General features: G+C 72.3%; 20 protein-coding genes. 12 read left to right on the top strand and 8 right to left on the bottom strand.

The annotated features are described in order from the left end of the window. Positions 1-2 precede the first annotated feature (2 nt). A complete protein-coding gene (locus ACQPZ4_RS24035) occupies positions 3-1,706 on the bottom strand; it encodes a sensor histidine kinase (RefSeq protein ID WP_433065302.1) in 1,704 nt (567 codons plus the stop codon). 197 nt (positions 1,707-1,903) lie between these two features. Between ACQPZ4_RS24035 and ACQPZ4_RS24030 the strand changes: the two genes are divergently transcribed. Next, the gene (locus ACQPZ4_RS24030; RefSeq protein ID WP_433065299.1) at positions 1,904-2,587 is read left to right on the top strand and encodes a DUF4386 domain-containing protein; all 684 of its coding nucleotides are present in this window, start codon (positions 1,904-1,906) and stop codon (positions 2,585-2,587) included. Positions 2,588-3,250: 663 nt separating this feature from the next. Here ACQPZ4_RS24030 and ACQPZ4_RS24025 read toward each other — a convergent pair. Then, positions 3,251-3,439, bottom strand: coding sequence for a DUF3072 domain-containing protein (locus tag ACQPZ4_RS24025; RefSeq protein WP_433065296.1), 189 nt, complete (start codon positions 3,437-3,439; stop codon positions 3,251-3,253). A 254-nt stretch (positions 3,440-3,693) separates the two neighbouring features. Here ACQPZ4_RS24025 and ACQPZ4_RS24020 point away from each other — a divergent pair, with 254 nt between their 5' ends. The 5 genes from ACQPZ4_RS24020 to ACQPZ4_RS24000 all read left to right on the top strand — a co-directional run bounded on the left by ACQPZ4_RS24020 (position 3,694) and on the right by ACQPZ4_RS24000 (position 7,627). Continuing rightward, positions 3,694-4,110, top strand: coding sequence for a DUF6234 family protein (locus ACQPZ4_RS24020; RefSeq protein WP_433065293.1), 417 nt, complete (start codon positions 3,694-3,696; stop codon positions 4,108-4,110). Positions 4,111-4,570: 460 nt separating this feature from the next. Continuing rightward, positions 4,571-5,467, top strand: a complete 897-nt coding sequence (locus tag ACQPZ4_RS24015; protein ID WP_433065291.1) for an amino acid ABC transporter permease — start codon at positions 4,571-4,573, stop codon at positions 5,465-5,467. Next, positions 5,464-6,228, top strand: coding sequence for an amino acid ABC transporter ATP-binding protein (locus tag ACQPZ4_RS24010; protein ID WP_433065288.1), 765 nt, complete (start codon positions 5,464-5,466; stop codon positions 6,226-6,228). Before ACQPZ4_RS24015 ends, ACQPZ4_RS24010 begins: the two co-directional genes overlap by 4 nt. An 18-nt stretch (positions 6,229-6,246) precedes the next feature. After that, positions 6,247-7,224, top strand: a complete 978-nt coding sequence (locus ACQPZ4_RS24005; RefSeq protein ID WP_433065285.1) for an ABC transporter substrate-binding protein — start codon at positions 6,247-6,249, stop codon at positions 7,222-7,224. 55 nt (positions 7,225-7,279) lie between these two features. Then, positions 7,280-7,627: a hypothetical protein gene (locus ACQPZ4_RS24000; protein WP_433065282.1), complete on the top strand. Its 348-nt coding sequence runs from the start codon at positions 7,280-7,282 to the stop codon at positions 7,625-7,627. 235 nt (positions 7,628-7,862) lie between these two features. Here the strand turns inward: ACQPZ4_RS24000 and ACQPZ4_RS23995 are convergent, their stop codons facing one another. From ACQPZ4_RS23995 to ACQPZ4_RS23985, 3 genes are all read right to left on the bottom strand, one after another. Then, positions 7,863-8,234 (bottom strand): hypothetical protein, encoded by a 372-nt coding sequence (locus tag ACQPZ4_RS23995; protein ID WP_433065280.1) that lies wholly within the window; start codon positions 8,232-8,234, stop codon positions 7,863-7,865. 124 nt (positions 8,235-8,358) lie between these two features. Next, the gene (locus ACQPZ4_RS23990; RefSeq protein WP_433065277.1) at positions 8,359-9,414 is read right to left on the bottom strand and encodes a hypothetical protein; all 1,056 of its coding nucleotides are present in this window, start codon (positions 9,412-9,414) and stop codon (positions 8,359-8,361) included. Positions 9,415-9,463: 49 nt separating this feature from the next. Beyond that, entirely contained in the window at positions 9,464-9,874 is a 411-nt protein-coding gene (locus tag ACQPZ4_RS23985; protein ID WP_433065274.1) for a GlcG/HbpS family heme-binding protein, read from the bottom strand. Between the two features lie 100 nt (positions 9,875-9,974). Between ACQPZ4_RS23985 and ACQPZ4_RS23980 the strand changes: the two genes are divergently transcribed. Continuing rightward, positions 9,975-10,601, top strand: coding sequence for a TetR/AcrR family transcriptional regulator (locus ACQPZ4_RS23980; RefSeq protein ID WP_433065271.1), 627 nt, complete (start codon positions 9,975-9,977; stop codon positions 10,599-10,601). 124 nt (positions 10,602-10,725) lie between these two features. Beyond that, a complete protein-coding gene (locus ACQPZ4_RS23975; RefSeq protein WP_433065268.1) occupies positions 10,726-11,115 on the top strand; it encodes a hypothetical protein in 390 nt (129 codons plus the stop codon). 195 nt (positions 11,116-11,310) lie between these two features. Here ACQPZ4_RS23975 and ACQPZ4_RS23970 read toward each other — a convergent pair whose 3' ends face one another. The 3 genes from ACQPZ4_RS23970 to ACQPZ4_RS23960 form a co-directional block, all read right to left on the bottom strand. After that, a complete protein-coding gene (locus ACQPZ4_RS23970) occupies positions 11,311-11,643 on the bottom strand; it encodes a TraR/DksA family transcriptional regulator (RefSeq protein WP_433065266.1) in 333 nt (110 codons plus the stop codon). A 16-nt stretch (positions 11,644-11,659) separates the two neighbouring features. Next, the gene (locus ACQPZ4_RS23965) at positions 11,660-12,334 is read right to left on the bottom strand and encodes a response regulator (RefSeq protein ID WP_433065263.1); all 675 of its coding nucleotides are present in this window, start codon (positions 12,332-12,334) and stop codon (positions 11,660-11,662) included. A gap of 66 nt (positions 12,335-12,400) precedes the next feature. After that, positions 12,401-13,996, bottom strand: a complete 1,596-nt coding sequence (locus ACQPZ4_RS23960) for an ATP-binding protein (RefSeq protein WP_433065260.1) — start codon at positions 13,994-13,996, stop codon at positions 12,401-12,403. 55 nt (positions 13,997-14,051) lie between these two features. Here ACQPZ4_RS23960 and ACQPZ4_RS23955 point away from each other — a divergent pair, with 55 nt between their 5' ends. The 4 genes from ACQPZ4_RS23955 (at position 14,052) to ACQPZ4_RS23940 (ending at position 18,712) form a co-directional block, all read left to right on the top strand. Next, complete coding sequence (locus ACQPZ4_RS23955; RefSeq protein WP_433065257.1) at positions 14,052-15,440, top strand: cation:dicarboxylate symporter family transporter; 1,389 nt, start codon at positions 14,052-14,054, stop codon at positions 15,438-15,440. A 236-nt stretch (positions 15,441-15,676) separates the two neighbouring features. Continuing rightward, positions 15,677-16,813 (top strand): ATP-binding protein, encoded by a 1,137-nt coding sequence (locus tag ACQPZ4_RS23950; RefSeq protein ID WP_433065254.1) that lies wholly within the window; start codon positions 15,677-15,679, stop codon positions 16,811-16,813. 67 nt (positions 16,814-16,880) lie between these two features. Continuing rightward, positions 16,881-17,831 (top strand): sulfotransferase family protein, encoded by a 951-nt coding sequence (locus tag ACQPZ4_RS23945; RefSeq protein ID WP_433065252.1) that lies wholly within the window; start codon positions 16,881-16,883, stop codon positions 17,829-17,831. Then, the gene (locus tag ACQPZ4_RS23940) at positions 17,828-18,712 is read left to right on the top strand and encodes a hypothetical protein (RefSeq protein ID WP_433065249.1); all 885 of its coding nucleotides are present in this window, start codon (positions 17,828-17,830) and stop codon (positions 18,710-18,712) included. Before ACQPZ4_RS23945 ends, ACQPZ4_RS23940 begins: the two co-directional genes overlap by 4 nt. The last annotated feature ends 2 nt before the right edge of the window (positions 18,713-18,714 follow it).

The following is an 18,714-nucleotide window of genomic DNA, read 5'->3' as shown; positions in this document are numbered from 1 at the left end:
GCTCACCGCCCCTCGTCCACCGAAGACGTCCCGCCGCTCGGCGGCCGCTGCCCCTCGCACAGCGCAGGATGCCCAGCGCTCGACAAACGCGGACCCTCCCCCGCCGCGCGCTGCTCCCCGCTCGAAGCCGGCTGGCCGTCGCCCGGCACACGCTGCTCCTCGCCCGACACGCGCTGGCCGCCGCCCAGCGCACCTTGCCCCTCGCCCGACACGCGCTGGCCGTCGCCCGGGACACGCTGCTCCTCGCCCGACACGCGCTGGCCGCCGCCCGGGACACGCTGCTCCTCGCCCGACACGCGCTGGCCGCCGCCCAGCGCACCTTGCCCCTCGCCCAACACGCGCTGGCCGTCGCCCAGCGCACCTTGCCCCTCGCCCGACGCACACTGGCCGTCGGCCGGCGGACCTTGCCCGGCACCTGGCACACCCTGGACGTCGCCCGGCGCACCTTGTCTCTCGCCCGACATACGCTGACCTTCGCCCGGTGGACCTTGCTCCTCGCCCGGCACACCCTGGACGTCGCCGAAACGACGGTCTCCGCCGCTGGACGGATGGTGCTCCGGGCTCCGGCCCACGGGCCCCTGCTCGACGAGGGCCGAACGTCGCCCCTGCCCTACCGACCGCGGCAGCTCGGCCTCGACCAGCCAGCCGTGGCCAGGGCAGGGTCCTGCGCTCAAACTCCCGCCCAGCAGCGACGCCCGTTCCCGCAGGCCGGTGAGGCCGTAGCCGTCCCGCCCTCGGCCTCGGCTCCGACGGACCGCTGCGCCGTCGTCGCGAACCGTTACCCGGACCCGATCCGCCGCGGCCGAGTCGACCCGGACCTCGACCCGGGTCGCGTCCACCGCGTGCCGGGTCGCGTTGGTCAGCGACTCCTGCACGATCCGGTACACGGCCGCATCCACCGCCGCCGGCAGGCGATGCGCCGACGGGGAGATCCACAGGTCGACCGCCAGCCGCTGTCCGGCCGGGCCGCGGGTCAGGCGCTGCAGATCGGCCACGCCGGCCGTCGGCGCCATTTCGGCCCTGGTGTCCTCGTCCCGCAGCGCCGCGACCATGGCCCGCATCGCCTCGAGCGTCCTTGCCCCCTCCTCCTCGACGCCTTCCAGGGTCTCCCGCATCTCCGTGGTGCCGCTGGTTGCGGCCTGGACCCTGCCCGCCTGGGCTCGTACGACGATGGCGGCGACATGGTGCGCCACGGTGTCGTGCAGTTCCCGTGCGAGCGCCGTCCGTTCGCGGGCCCGCATGCGTTCCAGGTTGCGCTCGCGCGAGGTCGCCCACATCCGTACCGAAATCCCGGCGATCGCGGGTAGGGCCAGGAACACCAGGCTGCCGAGGACGTCCGACGCCGGTACCTCGTTGACGGCCAGCGACAGTGCGAACGATGCGAGGGTCACCGCTCCGCCGAGGACGATCTCGCGGCCGGAGCCCCATCTTGTCAGGGCGTACACGAAGATGAGGACGACCATGCCGGAGTAGAGGCCGAGCGGGCGATCATGGGCGGCAGCCGCGTCGACGAGGGTGAGCACGATGCCGGTGCCGAACGCGAGGGCGACCATCGCCAGCGGTTGCGTGCGGCGCCACAGGGTTGCCGCGTAGAGGACGATCGTCACGAGCAGCGAGACGGGCCACAGCACCACGTCGCCGCGCAGGGCCGTTTCGAGTCCTGCGGCGGCCAGGCCGGCGGCGAGCAGGACCCAGTCCCGCCACACTCTCACCGGTGGGTCGGTCGCTCGCGGCTCGGTCCACAGCCGCCGCAGGTCGTCTCGGAACACGGGTCAAGCCTCGGCCACCGCGGGGCGCCCGTCATCGGCCGAAAGAACGAGCGGCGGACCGGTCCGCAGACCGAGGAAAACGCCGGCTCGCAGGCCGATGTCCGAACCCCGCCGACCGACGAGGCTCATCGGCCATGAGAACCCCGAACGCACCGGCCCGAGCGGCCGGCATCCTGTTCATCGTGGCCTCGGCCACCGCCATCGCCGGCGGATCCCTGCTGCTGCCGATCACCGATTCCCAGTTCCTGGCCACCGGCGGCAATCGGGCGCAGCTGGCCTCGGGCGCGCTGCTGGAGATCGCGCTCGCGCTGAGCGTCGCCGCCATCGCCGCCATGCTGTGGCCGGTCCTGCGCCGGGTCAGTGAACCGGTCGCGGCGCTGTATGTGGCGACGCGGACGCTGGAGGGTGCGCTGATCGCCGCCGGCACCCTCGCCGCGCTGGTCATGACCTCGCTGGCCGGTTCGCATGCCCCGCCGGCCACCGGTGACGCGCTGCTCAGCGGCCGCGACTGGGCGGTCCGCATCGGGACCCTGGTCGTGTTCGGCGCGAGTGCGGTCATGCTCAACGCCCTGCTGCTCCGTGGTCGACTGGTCCCGCCGTGGCTCGGCTGGTGGGGTCTCATCGGCGGCGGGCTGCTGGTGCTGCGCGGAGCCCTGGAAACGTTCGGGATGACCCTGCCCGCCGCCGTCCAGGCCGTCCTCGCCGCGCCGATCGGACTCGAGGAGATGGTCTTCGCGGTGTGGCTGCTCGTGAAAGGCCTCCGCGAGCCCGGTCACGTGGGGAGCCGGGCGGAGGCGAACGTGACCGCGGCCGTGTGAGGAGCGGGGGCGGGCGCGCCGATCAGCGAGGGCACCGCACTCCGGGTACCACCGCTACGCGGTCCGCTTCGCATGACTGCAAACCGCGGCACGCCGTGGCGTCCGTCCGGGTCAAAGGACCATGACCCGCTGGGACGGCACGCTGCTGAACCACTACGTGCGGATCCGTGGCCCCCGCTCGGGCCGACCCGGCACCGAACAGTCCCTCGAGCGTGCGTGGGCAGAGAGTGGTTGTGGCGGCCGACAGTCTTACGAAGCGTCGGTCGAAGAGCGACAAGCTTCGTCTCCAAGGGAGGAAGGACAATGATTTGATCCTGGCCGCACGAGGTGCCTTGGCCACGACTCGTGGCCGGTGAGATCACCGTCGGGGTTTCCTGCCCTCGCCGGTGACACCGGCAGCGTGCCTCATATGGGCCCAGGCAGGGGCGGGCTCGGCCACTTCCAGGCGGCACGTGTCGGCGGTTCTCGGCGCGCTGCTGGAACTGGCCGCTGCGGTTCCCAGCGGGGTGGCCAAGGTGGAGAAGGCGGATGGTCGGGCGGGCCCTGGGCCGGTTCGGCTGGGTCCTGGGCCGCCGCAAACCGCGTCGGCTTCCGGCTGCGGGAGCCCAGCCGCGGAAGCCAATCGCAGAGGCCAGTCGCAGAGGCCGGAGTCCGCGCGGCGGATCAGCCGCGGCCGGTCTCCTGCTGCAGTTCGTCGATCAGCTCGGACGCCTCGGCCTTGGTGAGGTCCTCCGGGACGTCCTGTCCGGCCTCTCGGGCCAGGGTGCCGAGGTAGGACTCCTGCGGGCCCGTCATCGGCTCGTCGCCGGTCACCCAGTCGGCGGGGTCCTTCTCCGGATTGCGGTCAGTCACGGCCAGCTCCTCAACGGAATCCTAATTCGAACACCCGTTGCATACCCATCCGCGCGGGACGCAATCATGATCCGCCGCCGGGCAACTCGATCGGGGACGGCGCCGGCCCGCCTGCATACGACAAGCGGCCGAGTCCCCGCCCAGGTCGCCACGGCGGGAAGCGGCAGCAACCGGACTCCGGCGGCGGCCGTACTCAGGTGCGGTTGAGTACGTGCACGGATGGCCGGCGACAAGCGCGTCCGTAGGTTTGCGATGTGGACGACGTGCCGGTACGGCGGATGGTGTGGGGCGGTCTCGCGGTGGCCGGGCTGACGTCGGTGTGGCTGGCCGCGCTTGTGGTGCTGGCGTTGACGTACTTCACGCGCCTGATCCTCGGCCCCAACGAGAACCGGCCGCCGGACCCGGAGCTCGGGTGGCTCGGGTTCAGCGCCGTCGCGGTGCTCGTCGGGGGGCCGCTCGTCATCGCGCTCGCGGCGTGGGTGATGCGTCTGAATGGGGTGCGCCGGGCGTACCTCGCGATCGCCGTCGTGCTCGTCCTGCCCGCGATCTATGGGTCCTGGCTCAGCTGGAACGACATGCATCCGCGCCACGCTGAGCCGTCCACGCCTTGGACTCCGCCGACGCACTGTGTGGCGTACAGCGGCGGGTCCAACAACTGCCCCGGCGGCTGACCGGCGCGTCGAGAACAACGCGACCCGGCCGACCCGTCGTGGCTAAATACTAGTTTTCCGATAGGGATTGACAAGTTACCGCCGTCTCCCTAAGTTGCCCTATAAGCGGATGCGGTCAGCGCCATCCGCGTCGGCGGAGGGCGATCCGATGAGCAGCGCGCGCGTACCCGCGACCGGGTACTTCTTCGCGCGCCGGCACATCGATCTCGTCCGCGTCGGCAGCGCGCAGTGTTGCGCCACCTCGTTCTGACCGACGCCGAATCGTCGAGATCGCCGCCAAGGAGATCGCCGCCAAGGAGATCGCCGCCAAGGAGATCGCCGCCAAGGAGATCGCCCCCGAGAACGTCGGCGGCGAGGAGCGCGCCGTCCGTACGGCGGGCACAGCAAGAAGATCCCGATCCAGCATGAGGCCCCGCCCGCGGTGGCGGGTGCCTGCGGCCGTCCGGATGGAGTCGATCCCATGACCGCGACCCTGGAGTCACCCCAAGTCGGCGGGCTCGACCCGCGCATCGCCGAGCGGCGGGTCACGCCGCGCCTGCGGCCGTGGCGCTGGGCCGTGAGTGCCGTCGTGCTGGTGGTGCTCGCCCAGTTTGTCATCGGCGTGTTCACCAACACGCACTACGAGTGGCAGAAGTTCTGGCCGTTCTTCACCCGCGAGTCGATCCTCGACGGCGTCGTGGTCACGCTGAAGGTGGTCGCGCTGAGCGCGGTCCTCGGGCTGCTGCTCGGGGTGGTGGTCGCGCTCGGGCGGCTGTCGAGCAATCCGCTGATCGGCGGGCTGGCCTGGGCGTACGTCTGGTTCTTCCGGGCCCTGCCGCTGCCGTTGCTGCTGATCATCACGTTCAACTTCTCGTACTTCTATCCGCGGCTCGGCGTCGGCATCCCCTGGGGCCCGGTGTTCGCCGAGGTGCGGACGAGCAGCCTGACGCCCCTGGCCATCGGGGTCATCGCGCTGAGTCTGAACGAGGCGGCGTACGCGGCCGAGGTGATCCGCGGCGGCATCCTCTCGGTCGAGCACGGGCAGATCGAGGCGGCCACCGCGCTCGGACTGTCCAAGGCGCGGCAGCTGCGCCGGGTGGTGCTGCCCCAGGCGCTGCGTTCGATCGTCCCGGCGTACGGCAACCAGCTCGTCGGCCTCGTCAAGGCGAGCTCGCTGGTCTACTACGTGTCGCTGCTGGACCTGTTCGGCGCGGTGTTCGTGCTGGAGTCGCGCCACCCCGAGTCGATCGTGCCGATCCTCATCGTCGGCGCGGCCTGGTACCTGCTGATGACCGCGGCGCTGTCGGTCGTGCAGTTCTGGGTCGAGCGGTACTTCGCCCGCGGCACGGTGCGCGCCGCCGCCGGGGGCCCGCGATGAGCGCGCCGGCCTTGGAGATCCGCAACGTGCACAAGGCGTTCGGCCCGCACGAGGTACTCAAGGGCGTCGACCTCACCGTCCAAGCCGGCGAGGCGGTCGCGATCCTCGGCCCGTCCGGCTCCGGCAAGTCGACCCTGCTGCGCACCATCAACCACCTCGAACGCCCCGACCTCGGCTATGTCGCGGTGCACGGCGAGCTGATCGGCGTCGAGGTCCGCGGCGCGCGCCTGCACGAGCTGCCCGAACGTGCCGTACGACGGCAGCGGACGCGCATCGGGTTCGTCGCGCAGAGCTTCAACCTGTTCCCGAACCTGACCGCGCGCGACAACGTGGCCGAGCCGCTCATCGCGCACCGGCGGCTGCCCCGCGCGGCCGCCCGCGAGCGGGCGATCGAGCTGCTGGGCGAGGTCGGGCTGGGCGAGCGCGGCGACGCCTACCCGCGCCGGCTCTCCGGCGGGCAGCAGCAGCGCGTCGCGATCGCCCGCGCCCTGGCCCTCGAACCGAGCGTGATCCTGTTCGACGAGCCGACCTCCGCGCTCGACCCCGAGCTGGTCGGCGAGGTGCTCGCGGCGATCCGCCGGCTGGCCGCGACCGGCACGACGCTCGTGATCGTCACCCACGAGATCGGCTTCGCCCGCGAGGTCGCCGACACCGTCGTGTTCATCGACGGCGGCGCGATCGTCGAGCAGGGCCCGCCCGCCGACGTCCTCGACCGCCCGCACCAGGCCCGCACCCGCGAGTTCCTCTCGAAGGTCCTCTGACACCGCTTTGGAGAAACCATGCAAAAGCCCGCGTTGGTACTGCTTGTGCTCACCCTCCTCGCCGGCTGCGGCACCGACGCCGCGGCGGACGCCGGCGCCCCGGCCGGCAGTGTGAGCATCGGCGCGCAGGCGAAGGGCATCGGCCGCCCCGCCGAACTGAAGGTCGAGCGGCAGCAGAGCATCGCGGATGCGGTACCGGAGAAGATAAAGGCCGACGGAAAACTCACCATCGGCCTGGGCGCCCTGCCGACCGGGTTCCCGCCGCTCGCCTTCATCGGCGACGACGACAGGACCCCGACCGGCGCCGAGCCCGACCTGGGCCGGCTCGTCGCCGCGGTGCTGGGCCTGAAGCCCGAGTTCAACAACGACACGTGGGACAACCTGTTCGTCGGCATCGACTCGGGCAAGAACGAGGTCGGCTTCTCCAACATCACCGACACCGAGCAGCGCAAGGAGAAGTACGACTTCGCCTCCTACCGCCAGGACAACCTCGGCTTCGCGGTGAAGCAGGGCAGCTCCTGGAACTTCGGCAAGGACTACCGCAACCTCGCCGGCCTCAAGGTCGCCGTCGGCGCCGGCACCAACCAGGAGAAGATCCTGGTCGCCTGGCAGGAGAAGCTCAAGGCCGAGGGCAAGACCCTGGACATCAAGTACTTCGCCGACACGCCCAGCACCTTCAAGGCCATCGTCTCGGGCCAGATCGACGGCTACTTCGGCCCGAACCCCGGCATCGCCTTCCAGATCAGCCAGACCCAGGGCACCCCCGACGCGGTACGCAACGCCGGCGTCTACTCCGGCGCCGGCGAGTCGCTGCAGGGCCTGATCGCCGCGACCACCAAGAAGGACAACGGCCTCATCAAAGCCATCGCCGACGCGATCAACTACCTGATCCAGAACGGTCAGTACCAGGCGTGGCTGGCCGCGTACAACCTCGACACCGAGGCCGTGCCCACCTCCGCGGTCAACCCGCCGGGCCTGCCCAAGTCCAACAGCTGACCGAACCTCTTGGAGCCCGCGCCGTCCCGCGCGGGCTCCGCCGTCGTCGTCCGGCGTGATCTTCGACCGGACGCCGCTGGACTTTCTCGCATACCTGGCCGCGTCCGGCGCGGACCCCGCTGACGAGGCGGACGGTGCCTGGCTACGGCCGGTGTTCGCAGGCCTGGATCTCCTGGTCATCCTGGTGATCACACCCGAGACGGAGCAGATACTGCCGCCTTCGGACATGCCCGGCCTTCGTTCGAAGGCGAACGCCGCGATATTGGATCTGGTCTACGACGACCCGTTGGACGCCTGGCCGGACACGCCGGTGCTGGAGTTGAGCGGGCCGCTCGAAAGCCGGCTGCATACGGTCGTCACCGCGCTGCAGCGGTTGCCGAACCACAGTGCAGGTCAGGACTGATCCACAGCTTTCGAGCCGCTTGCCGTACCCGTGACACACGGACGAGACCGACCAGCCCAGCCGGTCCCCGACGACCGCCGCCGAGACGCGATAGGCCGCCACCGCAGCCCGCAGGACAAGCTCACCCGGGAACTCAGGACGGGAGACGCAGCCATGCATTGCGTTGCGTCACCAGCCACCATGAACGCCGAGGCCCTGCCGCGGCAGACGAGGATGCCGATCCAAACTTCGCAGGTCAGGACTCGTCGGCAGTTGGCCGGAGTTGGTTCCATTGCACGTCGAAGCAGACCAGTCCCCGTTCGGCGGCCATACGGGCGCAGGCGGCGGATACCTCGTCGGCCATGCTGTACCGCATCGTGAAGTAGATGATCGGACCTGACGCGTTGTCCATCAGGGGTGCGCTTGACCACGGGCTCACGTCGTCGACATCCCGCGGGTCGCCCATCTCGAACCACCTGTCCAGCAGCGCCTCCACGTACGCGCTGATCGCCGGCGTGGGTGGCGAGTCGCCTCCCGCCATGTACCGGTCGTACAGCGCGGAGAACACCCCCGCCGCATCCGATTCCTCCGGGCGATCGCCTTCCCAGACTGCGAGGTCGTACGTCATGGGCAGTGAGTATGCACCGGCCGGTTGACCACGACCATCGACCACCCCGCCGGGCAAGCGCGGCCGGCCGGCTGCGCGACTGCCACAACCGCGCGTGTAACGCAACTGACGGGAGCGAGACGCTTCATATGCGTCGTTCGAGTTGCCCGTCTTCCTCGGCGAGCGCAGAGCCGAGCATGTTGCGCAGGTCCGCCATCGCGTCTTCGCCGAGCAGCGTGGTGGCGGTCTCCAGAATCAGCTGGAGGCTCTCGCCGATCTGCTGCTGCGTCGATGCCAGGGCTGCGCTGTCCAGCTCCGGTGTGTCGCCGCCGTCTGTGATCCGCGCGTTGCGGACGATCGCGATCTGCTGCTCGCTGAACAGCCGGGCAGCCAGCGCCGCGACGATGCGCTGCTGCGCTTCCGCCCGGCTCATACCAGCCCGGTACGCCTCGACAGCCGCGGCCACGTCATGCGATGCATCCACCGGCGTAACCTCCACCACCACACCGGCCTCCACCGCGGTGTACGACTCGAGCTCGACGACCGGCTTGCCCTCGTTGCGGGTCAGCCAGTTCCACGCTGATGACGCGGTCGACCCGACAGCCGAGCCGGCCGCCGCCACCGCGGAGCCGGCCGCCACTGCGGCCGAACCCACGGCGGAGCCGGCCGATACGGCAGCCGAGCCCACTGCGGAGCCAGCCTGCACGGCAGCCGTACCGACAACGGAGCCGACCGACGCCACCGCCGACCCGATCGATACCGCGGCCGAGCCAACGGCAGAGCCAGCCGACGCCACCGCCGACGTGGCGGCCGGGACGGCGGTTTCGGTCACCCAGGTATCGACGTGCGGCTTGGCCGTTTCCCAGGCCTTCTCCGCCAACGCGACAGCGACCTGGGCAGCGACCTGGACGGCAACGTCGTGCACGAAGTTCCCGAGTGCGGTGCGTTCCCCGTCTATTGCGCGAAAAGTAACCTGACCCAGGTCGTTCGTGGCGCCGTTACGGGTCAAAGCACTGAATGAACCGGGCTTCTTCGCCGATTGGGTCAGACGCGCCCCATCTTCCCACTCGACCAACATCTTCTCTGTCGCCATCCGCCACCCCGCAGCATTTCTTGCGACGCCGCCGACCCCGCGCCGCGGCACATCGAGCCGCATCTTCCCAGAAGCACCGCAGACCCCGGCATCGGACAGGATCAGCAAAGCTTTGACCACTCCGGCGATTGCCACCTCGATGGGCGCCGGGGCTTGGCTAGGGGGCGAGGACCGCAAGCGCGGCTTCCGCGCATTCGTCGTCCTGGCCCGGGGCCGTGCCGCCGCTGACCGCGAGGGCGCCGACGACGGTGTCGCCGCGCCGGATGAGGGCCGCGCCGGCGCCCGCCAGGATCGGCATCGGGGCAATGCGGTCCAGCTGGGCGAAGAAGCCGGGGTTGGCCTCCTGCATCTGGCGCAGGGCGGCGCCGTCGCGGCGGAAGAGGGCGACGCTGGCCGCCTTGGTCTCGGCGATCTGGGCCGAGAGGGGCGGTGCGCCGTCCATGCGGCCGAGGGCCTGCAGGTGGCCGCCCTCGTCGACGACCGCGACGGTGACCTGTGCGGCGATCGCACCGGCGCGCTCGTGGGCGCCGGCGATGACGGTCTGGGCCTCTTGGAGTGTGAGCGGCATGGCGATCTCCCCGCGTTATGAGGACAGGTGTCCTTGCATGGACGAGCGTATTGTCAGGGGTGACCGCAGCGCAAGGGCGCGAACCTAGAATGATCGGGCGATGGACGACACCAGCTCGGCGGGCCCGCGCCGCCCGAACGCCCGCGGGCAGGGCGAGCGGCTGCGGGACGAGATTATTGCCGCCGCCGTGCGGATGCTCGGCGAGCTGGCCGACGACGAGGCGTTGTCGCTGCGCGCGGTCGCCCGGGCGGTGTCGATCTCCCCCAACTCGGTGTACCTGTACTTCCCGGATCGCGACGCGCTCGTCGCGGCGGCCATGGAGCGCTGCCATGCGGAGATGCTGCAGGCTTCCGACGGTGCCGAGGCCGCCCATCGGGACCCCGCGCTCGGCCTGCGCGCCCGGATCCTGGCGCAGGCGGGCTGGGTGCAGGAGCATCCCGGCCTGTACAAGGTGATGCACGAGAGCAAGGTCGGCATGCCCTTCAAGGAGGTCATGTTCACGCGCACCACGGCGGCGGTGCAGCGCTGTATGGACGCCGGGGTGGCCGCGCCCGGCGACGCCGCCACCGTCGCGCTCGACCTCCGGACGGCCGTCATCGGGATGCTGTCGATGCGGATCAATGAGCCCGAGCTGCCCTGGCCGCCCTTCCCGGAGCAGGCCAACCGATTCCTGGCCAAGCTCGTCGGCCTCACACTGCCGCCGGCGGAAGGTGAACCCAGGAGCTGACCGTCGCCCACCGACTCGTAGAGCGGGCGGTCAGGCGGGTGGCACGTTTCCGGGATTTGTGCGGGTCGCCGTCGCCCTAACGTTCTTGCCAACAGGCAAACAACGTTTGAGGGAGATAGAGACCATGAGCGACGTCGACTACGGACAGTACGAGGCCGGCCAGGAGAGCGGCGAGCTGGACCAGCTGCACCAGGCGGAGGGCTCGGAGTACGACGCCCAGTCGCAGTTCGGGGTGTACGAGCAGGACCACCACGCGCAGGAGTCGACCGACTTCTCGACCGGGCAGCACGTCGAGTACGACGCGCCGGGGGCCGTGCACTACGAGTCCACCGACTACACCAACTACAGCCACGACGCCTCCGAGGACGACCACGTCTTCGCGGCGCAGGGGTCGGAGTCCGTCCACCAGGCCGAGTTCTCCGAGCTCGACGCCCTGCAGGAGCGCTTCGCCACCGCCTTCGAGCGCGGCACCGTGTTCAGCGGCTCCGACGCCCAGCTCGAGGCCGCGAACTGAGCCCCCACGGACAGCAGCACGGCCGGTCTCCTGTGGAGGGGTGACCGGCCGTGCTGCGTGTCCGGACACGCTCCGTGACCGCCGCCGAATTACCGTAATTACGATTACCGGTAATTCGATAATCCAGCAATCGCCCCACGCGGAACGCCGCAGCAGCGGGCGGCGAGGGCGGCGCCGAGCGGCACGGCGGCCGGTTCACGCGCATGTCACGCAGGTGCGGGCCGACGGGCGGGCCAGCAGCCGCTCGGCCGGGATCGGGCGCCCGCAGCGCGTACACACCCCGTAGGTCCCGGCGTCGACCCGGGCCAGCGCGTCGTCCAGGTCGGCCAGCCGGCGGCGGGTCGCGTCCAGCACCGCGGTGAGCTGCGCCCGTTCGTACGCGATGGTGCTGCCCTCGGGATCGTGCTCGTCGTCGGCGTTGGACTCGCGGGACGCCTCGAAGACCGCGCGCAGATCCGATTCGAGGGCCAGTACCTCGGCCGCCGCCTCGGCGCGGAGGCGCCGAAGTTCCGCTCGCAGCGAGTCCATGTGTCAACAGTAGGCATCACGGAATCCAGCGGTACTCGACCTCCGGGCGCCCGGTGTTGCCGTAGCGCAGGTGCCGCCCGGCCGCGCCCCGCTCCGCCAGGTACTCCAGGTAGCGGCGCGCGGTGACCCGGGAGGCCTGCAGCGACTGCGCCACCTCCGCCGCCGACAGGCCGCCGGTGGCCGAGCGGATCAGGTCGGCGACCGCGGCCAGCGACTCGGGGCTCATGCCCTTCGGCAGGTGGGTCGGGGACTGCCCGCGCAGGGTGGCGAGCAGCCCGTCGACCTCGCCCTGGTCGGCGACCGAGGCCGAGCGTTCCAGTTGGGTGCGGTACTGCCGGTACCGCTCCAGCTTGTCCCGCAGCGCCGGGAACGCGAACGGCTTGAGCAGGTAGTGCACGATCCCCTGCGACACGGCCGCGCGGACCACGTCCAGGTCCCGGGCCGACGTCACGGCCATCACGTCCGCGGGGTGCCCGGCCGCGCGCATCGCCCGCACCAGGTCCATGCCGTGCATGTCGGGCAGGTTCATGTCCAGCAGCACGAGGTCCACCGGCTGGCTGGTGAGCACGCGCAGCGCCTCCGCGGCGGTCGTCGCCTGCGCCGTGACCGAGAAGCCGGCCACCCGCGAGACGTACAGCACGTGCGCATCCGCGGCGATCGGCTCATCCTCGACCACAAGAACGCGGATCACGAGGCACCCCCCGAAGCCACCAGAACCCGGATCACGAGGCACCCCCGGAAGCGACCAGAACGGGGATCACGAGGCACCCACCGGAGACGGGGAAGCCAGCGGCAGCCGCACGGTGAACGCCGCGCCGGCGACGTCGATCGCGCCCCCGTGCCGGTGCACCGCCTGCCCCACGAGCGCCAGGCCGAGTCCCCGCCCGGCGAGATTCCCCGAGGCCGGCTTCGTCGACCAGCCGCGCTCGAACGCGTGCGTCACGTCGGCGGGGTCGAGGCCCGGCCCGCTGTCGGCTACGCACAACAACAGTTCACCGGAACGGCGGACCGCGGCGAACTCGACGCGGCGCGGGGGCGGGGCCGCGACCGCGGCGTCGATGGCGTTGTCCAGCAGGTTGCCCACGATCGTGACGAGGTCGCCGGGCGGCAGGGCGGCCTCCGGGACCTCCGCGTCCGGGGCCACCTCGAGCTCCACCCCGCGCTCCGCCGCCTGCGACGCCTTGGCCAGCAGCAGCGCGGCCAGGACCGGTTCGCGCACGGCGCCGACGACGCGGTCGGTGAGGCGCTGGGCCACCGCGAGCTCCTTGCCGGCGAAGTCGATCGCGTCGTCGGAGCGGCCGAGCTCGATCAGCGACAGGACCGTGTGCAGGCGGTTGGCGGCCTCGTGGGCCTGGGCCCGCAGCGACTCGGCGAAGCCGCGGACCGAGTCCAGCTCGCCGGTGAGGGCCTGCAGGTCGGTGTGGTCGCGCAGGGTCACCACCGTGCCGAGCGGGGCGCCGTTGCCGCCCGCGGCGGCCGGGGCCTGGTTGATGACGAGGACGCGGTCGCCGGCGAGGTGGATCTCGTCGGTGCGGGAGCGGCCCTCGGCCAGGGCGCCGCCGAGCGCGGCAGGCAGGCCGGCCTCGCCGATCGGGCGGCCCAGCGCCGACTCGTCCAGGGCGAGCAGGCGGCGGGCCTCGTCGTTGGCGAGCAGCAGGCGGCCGTGCCGGTCGAGCAGGAGCAGGCCCTCGCGGACGGCGTGCAGGACGGCGTCGTAGAACTCGTACATCCGGGCGAGCTCCTCCGGGCCCAGGTCGTGGGTGCGGCGGCGCAGCCAGCGGCTCACCAGCCAGGAGCCGACGCCGGCCAGCAGCATGGCCAGGGCGGCGGTCACCAGCAGCGACGGGATGCGGGCGCGGACCTCGCGGGCGACCGAGGTGAGCCGGATGCCGACCGAGACCAGGCCGACGATCCGCTCCCCCGCCCGCACCGGGACCACGGCCCGCATCGAGGGGCCGAGGGTGCCGGTGTAGGTCTCGGTGAGCGGGCGGCCTTGCACGGCGGGGTCGATCGTGCCCAGGAAGTGCCCGCCGATCTGGCGGGGGTCCGGATGGGTGTACCGGATGCCGCCCGGCGTCATGATGACCACGAAGTCGGTCTGGGCGTCCCGGTTGAGCTGCTCGGCGAGCGGCTGCAGGACGGCCGTCGGGTCGGGGCCGGCGAGCCCGTCGCGCACCGCTGGGGAGTCGGCGACGCTCCAGGCGATGCCGAGCACCTTCTGCCGGGCGGCGTCGAGGCTGGCCCGGTCGGCCTGGACGTACGCGCCGACGAGGGTCCCGGCCACCAGTACCGTGATGACCGTCAGCTGCAGGCCGAGCAGCTGACGGGCGAGGCTCCAACGGCGCGGCGACATGTACGCAATGTACAGAACAGTGACCCAGGTCACTGTGACTCCCATGCTCAGGGATATGACACCCCCCGACACCGCGCCCGCCCCGCGGCGCGACCGCACCCATCTGCTGTATCTGGCCGTGATCGTGGCGGTGGTCCTCGGCGCCGCGTTCGGCCTGCTGTTCCCCAAGACGGCGCTGGAGATGAAGCCGCTCGGCACCGGCTTCGTCAACCTGATCCGGATGATGATCAGTCCGATCATCTTCTGCACGATCGTGCTGGGCATCGGCTCGGTGCGCAGGCTCGCCCGGGTCGGCAAGGTCGGCGGCCTGGCGCTGGGCTACTTCCTGGTCATGTCGACCGTGGCGCTCGCGATCGGGCTGGTCGTGGGCAACATCCTGCAGCCCGGCGCGAACATGCACCTGACCGACGCGGCCAAGGCGGCGGCGGAGAAGCAGGCGGCCAGCGGCTCCGGCTCCACGACCGACTTCCTGCTGGGGATCATCCCGACCACGTTCTTCTCCTCGCTGACCTCGGGGCAGGTGCTGCAGGCGCTGCTCGTGGCGTTGCTGGCCGGCTTCGCGCTGCACTCCATCGGGGAGGCCGGTCAGAAGATCCTGGTCGGCATCTCGTACCTCCAGAAGCTCGTCTTCCGCGTCCTGGCCATGATCATGTGGCTGGCCCCGATCGGTGCGTTCGGCGCGATCGCGGCGGTCGTCGGCGCGGGCGGCTGGAGCGCGATCGAGAGCCTGCTGCAGATCATGGCCGGCTTCTACCTGACCTGCGCGATCTTCGTCTTCCTGGTGCTGGGCGTCCTCCTGCGCACGGTCGCGGGCGTGAACATCCTGCTGCTGCTCAAGTACCTGGCGCGGGAGTTCCTGCTGATCCTCGGCACCTCGTCGTCGGAGTCGGCGCTGCCCCGGCTGATCGCCAAGATGGAGCACGCCGGCGTCTCCCGCACGGTCGTCGGGCTGACCGTGCCGACCGGGTACTCCTTCAACCTCGACGGCACCGCGATCTACCTGACGATGGCGTCGCTGTTCATCGCCGACGCCCTGGGCCAGCCGCTGAGCATCGGGCAGCAGATCTCCCTGCTGCTGTTCATGATCATCGCCTCGAAGGGCGCGGCGGGCGTCACCGGCGCCGGGCTGTCGACCCTCGCGGGCGGGCTGCAGGCGCACCGGCCGGAGCTGGTGGACGGCGTCGGCCTGATCGTCGGCATCGACCGGTTCATGTCCGAGGCGCGGGCGCTGACCAACTTCGCCGGCAACGCGGTCGCCACGATCCTGGTCGGCAAGTGGACCAACGACTTCGACCGCGAGCGCTGCGACGAGGTCCTCGCGGGGCGCCTGCCGTTCGACGAGCGCACCATGGTCGACGACCACGCCCCGCGCGACCCGGGCGACGACGACACCGCCCCGCCGGCGGCGCCGCCCACGCAACGCGAGCCCGCACCGGCGTCCTGACCGTCGGGGCGGGGGTGCCGCGCGGCGCGAACAGGCACGGCGCGCCACCCCCGCCGCGGCTCAGCCGCCCGTCGGAGCCGGCGGGCGGATGGCCGGCGGGCAGGTGGCCGGCAGGCGGGCGGGTGGCGGGCGGCGATGTGGACCCCGGGCAGCGCCGCTCCGCCTCGGCCTCGCCGGCATCGTCCACGGCATGCACCTCCCGGTCCGGACGGCCGGACGCGGGTACGCGGAATTGTTTGGCCGCGCGCGGGCCGGGGCAGACGGGTCACCATCGATCGACGAGACGCGCGGCCACCGGCCTGGGCGAGCGCACGGCGAGCCCGGGCTGCGGGCCGCTGCCCGGACATCGGCCGGTCGCCGTGATCGGGCACGCCGCGCTGCTGTACGACGATCCGCTCGACCTGGCCGATCGCCTCGCGGCGGCCGGCGCGAGCGGCGGGCGGCTCGTGCTCGCCTGCGACCCCGCGCACGCGGCGGTCGTCGGCGCCCGGCTCGGCGATCCCCCGCTGCGCCGCCTCGCCCGCCCCGACGTCCACACCCGCCCCGCCGCGGCGCTGGCCGCCTGCCACCGGCTGACCCGCCCCGAGGCCCGGGCGGACCGGCCGGACGCCGAGACGGGCGGCCCCGTCGTCGCCGTCCTGGAGCCCGACGCGGGCGCCGAGGAGGAGGACTGGGCGCGGGCCGCGCGGTTCGAGGCCGCGCTCGACCTGACCGTGCCCGGCAGCGACCTGACCGCCGTGTGCGCCTATCCGGCCGCGACGCCGGAGCCGCTGCTCGGCTTCCTGCTGGCCACCCACCCGTTCCTGCTCACCCGCTCCGGGCGGGCGCTCAACCCCGGCCACACCGACCCGGCCGGCGTGCTGGGCGAGCTGGGCCCGCACCGCCCGACCGCGGCCCCGCCCGGCGAGCCGCGGCTGCACCTGCGCGGCTCGGCCACGATCCGCGACCTCGACCCGATCCGCCGCCGGGTCGTCGCCGCCCTCGACGACGTGGCCACGCTGGTGCGCACCGACTTCGCGGCCGCCGTCAACGAGATCCTCACCAACGCGTACCTGCACGGGCGGCCGCCGGTCGACCTGACGCTGTGGGCCGGCGACGGCGTGGTCGAGTGCCGCGTCAGCGACCGCGGCGACGGCCAGCCGGACCCGACCGCCGGGTACCGCCCGCGGCCGAGCCCCACCCGCGCCGGCGCCGGGCTGTGGCTGGCCCGGCAGGCCTGCGACGACCTCGACATCTGGCGCACCGCGGACGGGCTGACCGTGCGCGCCGCGACCGCCACCGACCGGCACCGCCAGCACGCCGGCGCGATCGCCCGCGCGGAGACGGCCCGCAGCCGGGTGGCGCTGTTCACCCGCCGCGCCTCCGTCCACTGAGGACGGCAATAACCCATTCAGTCGATCGGTATTGACGACTAAGCCGGGGACTGCCTACCGTGGCCGCATGGCCCTCCCCGACTTCCTGATCGCCGGGGTACCGAAGGCCGGCACCTCCGCGCTGCACGCCGCGCTGGCGCCGCACCCCGGCCTGTACCTCTCCGCCGTCAAGGAGCCCAAGTTCTTCCTCACCGACGGGCCGCCGCCCCGCCGCGGCGGGCCCGGCGACGTGCAGACCTACCAGGAGCACGTGTGGCGGCGGGCCGACTACGAGGCGCTGTTCGACCCCGCGCCGCCCGGGGCCCTGCGCGGCGAGGCGACCCCGTTCTACCTGCACGACCTGGACGCGCACGCCCGGATCGCCAAGCTGCTGCCCGAGGTGAAGATCATCCTGGTACTGCGGGACCCGGTCGACCGGGCGCACTCGAACTGGGCGCACCTGTACGGGGCGGGACTGGAGTCGGAGTCCGACTTCCTGCGCGCGGTGGAGCTGGAGCCGCGGCGGACGGCCGCCGGGTGGGCCGCGTTCTGGCAGTACACCGGCCTCGGCCAGTACGGAACGCAGGTAAAAAGCTTGTTGGAGCACGTCGAGCGGGAGCGGGTCCTGCTGCTGCGCTATCGCGATCTGCGCGACGCCCCGGCGGCCACGCTCGACCGGGTGTGCGCGTTCCTGGGGGTGGCAACCGGGCTGCTGGCCGAGGCGCCGCCGGAGAACGTGCGGCGGTTCGTCGCCGACACGCCCGCGAACGCCGTCATCCGGCTCGCGCTGCGCACCGGCGGGCGGATCGGGCACCACTTCCCGGTGCCGGTGCGGGTCGCGGCCCGCACGCCGCTGCTGAACCTGCTGCACCGCCGGCACGGCAGCCGCCCGCGGGTGCCCCCGGCGCAACGCGCGGCGCTCCTCCCCCGTTTCACCGACGAGATCCGCAGGCTGGAGGATGTCAGCGGAGAGTCGTACGCCGACTGGCTCAGCCTGGAGCACGCCAGCCGGTACACGCCGAAGGGAGCCACCTCGTGAACGTGCCGCCGCTGCCCCGCCTGCACGACTCCGCCGTGGCGGTCGCCCCGCCCGACGGCGGCACCGGCACCTGGGCGGGCGCCCCGAGCGCGTGGCGGCACGGCGAGGACATCTACCTCGCGTACCGGCTGCGCCGTCCCATCGGCGAGGGCCGCGGCTACGCCAACGTGGTCGCCCGCTCCGCCGACGGCGTGCGGTTCACCCCGGTCGCCGAGGTGCACAAGGACCGCTTCGGCGGCGCCTCCCTGGAGCGGCCCGCCCTCGTGCGCACCCCGGAGGGCCGCTGGCGGCTCTACGTCAGCGTCGCCACCCCCGGCACCAAGCACTGGCGGGTCGACGTCCTCGAGGCCGGTTCGCCGGACGAGCTCACCGACGCGCCGGCCAAGACGGTCCTGCCCGGCGATCACACGGTCGGCGTCAAGGACCCGGTCGTGTACTGCGACGGCGCCCGATGGCACCTGTGGGCCTCCTGCCACCCGCTGGAGACCGACGAGCACGCCGACCGCATGTCCACCTGGTACGCCACCAGCCCCGACGGCCTCGCCTGGCAATGGCAGGGGGTGGCGCTGGCCGGGCGTCCGGGTGCCTGGGACGCCCGCGGCGTGCGGGTCTCGGCGATCCTGCCGACCGCGGACGGGATCGTGGCCACCTACGACGGGCGGGCCACGGCGGAGGAGAACTGGGAGGAGCGCACCGGGGTGGCCACCGGCACCTTCGCCGCCCTCACCGCCACCGGCGGCGCGCCGCTCACCTCCCCGCACGCCCCCGGCGGCCTGCGCTACCTCAGCGTCGTCGCCCTGCCGGACGGCCGGCACCGGGTCTACTACGAGATGACCCGCGCGGACGGCGCCCACGAGCTGCGCACGGAGCTCGTCCAATAGAG

This window comes from Dactylosporangium sp. CS-033363, from assembly GCF_050942475.1.
Lineage (GTDB): Bacteria > Actinomycetota > Actinomycetes > Mycobacteriales > Micromonosporaceae > Dactylosporangium.
The sequence above is the reverse complement of the archived record's forward strand: the minus strand, read 5'-3'. Positions and strand labels throughout refer to the sequence as shown.

Excerpts from the sequence above, each read along its gene's own strand:
- ACQPZ4_RS24030 (WP_433065299.1), top strand. The coding sequence starts at position 1,904 with ATGAGAACCCCGAACGCACCGGCCCGAGCGGCCGGCATCCTGTTCATC.
- ACQPZ4_RS24015 (WP_433065291.1), top strand. The coding sequence starts at position 4,571 with ATGACCGCGACCCTGGAGTCACCCCAAGTCGGCGGGCTCGACCCGCGC.
- ACQPZ4_RS24010 (WP_433065288.1), top strand. The coding sequence starts at position 5,464 with ATGAGCGCGCCGGCCTTGGAGATCCGCAACGTGCACAAGGCGTTCGGC.
- ACQPZ4_RS24005 (WP_433065285.1), top strand. The coding sequence starts at position 6,247 with ATGCAAAAGCCCGCGTTGGTACTGCTTGTGCTCACCCTCCTCGCCGGC.
- ACQPZ4_RS23995 (WP_433065280.1), bottom strand. The coding sequence starts at position 8,234 with ATGACGTACGACCTCGCAGTCTGGGAAGGCGATCGCCCGGAGGAATCG.
- ACQPZ4_RS23985 (WP_433065274.1), bottom strand. The coding sequence starts at position 9,874 with ATGCCGCTCACACTCCAAGAGGCCCAGACCGTCATCGCCGGCGCCCAC.
- ACQPZ4_RS23980 (WP_433065271.1), top strand. The coding sequence starts at position 9,975 with ATGGACGACACCAGCTCGGCGGGCCCGCGCCGCCCGAACGCCCGCGGG.
- ACQPZ4_RS23975 (WP_433065268.1), top strand. The coding sequence starts at position 10,726 with ATGAGCGACGTCGACTACGGACAGTACGAGGCCGGCCAGGAGAGCGGC.
- ACQPZ4_RS23970 (WP_433065266.1), bottom strand. The coding sequence starts at position 11,643 with ATGGACTCGCTGCGAGCGGAACTTCGGCGCCTCCGCGCCGAGGCGGCG.
- ACQPZ4_RS23960 (WP_433065260.1), bottom strand. The coding sequence starts at position 13,996 with ATGTCGCCGCGCCGTTGGAGCCTCGCCCGTCAGCTGCTCGGCCTGCAG.
- ACQPZ4_RS23955 (WP_433065257.1), top strand. The coding sequence starts at position 14,052 with ATGACACCCCCCGACACCGCGCCCGCCCCGCGGCGCGACCGCACCCAT.
- ACQPZ4_RS23945 (WP_433065252.1), top strand. The coding sequence starts at position 16,881 with ATGGCCCTCCCCGACTTCCTGATCGCCGGGGTACCGAAGGCCGGCACC.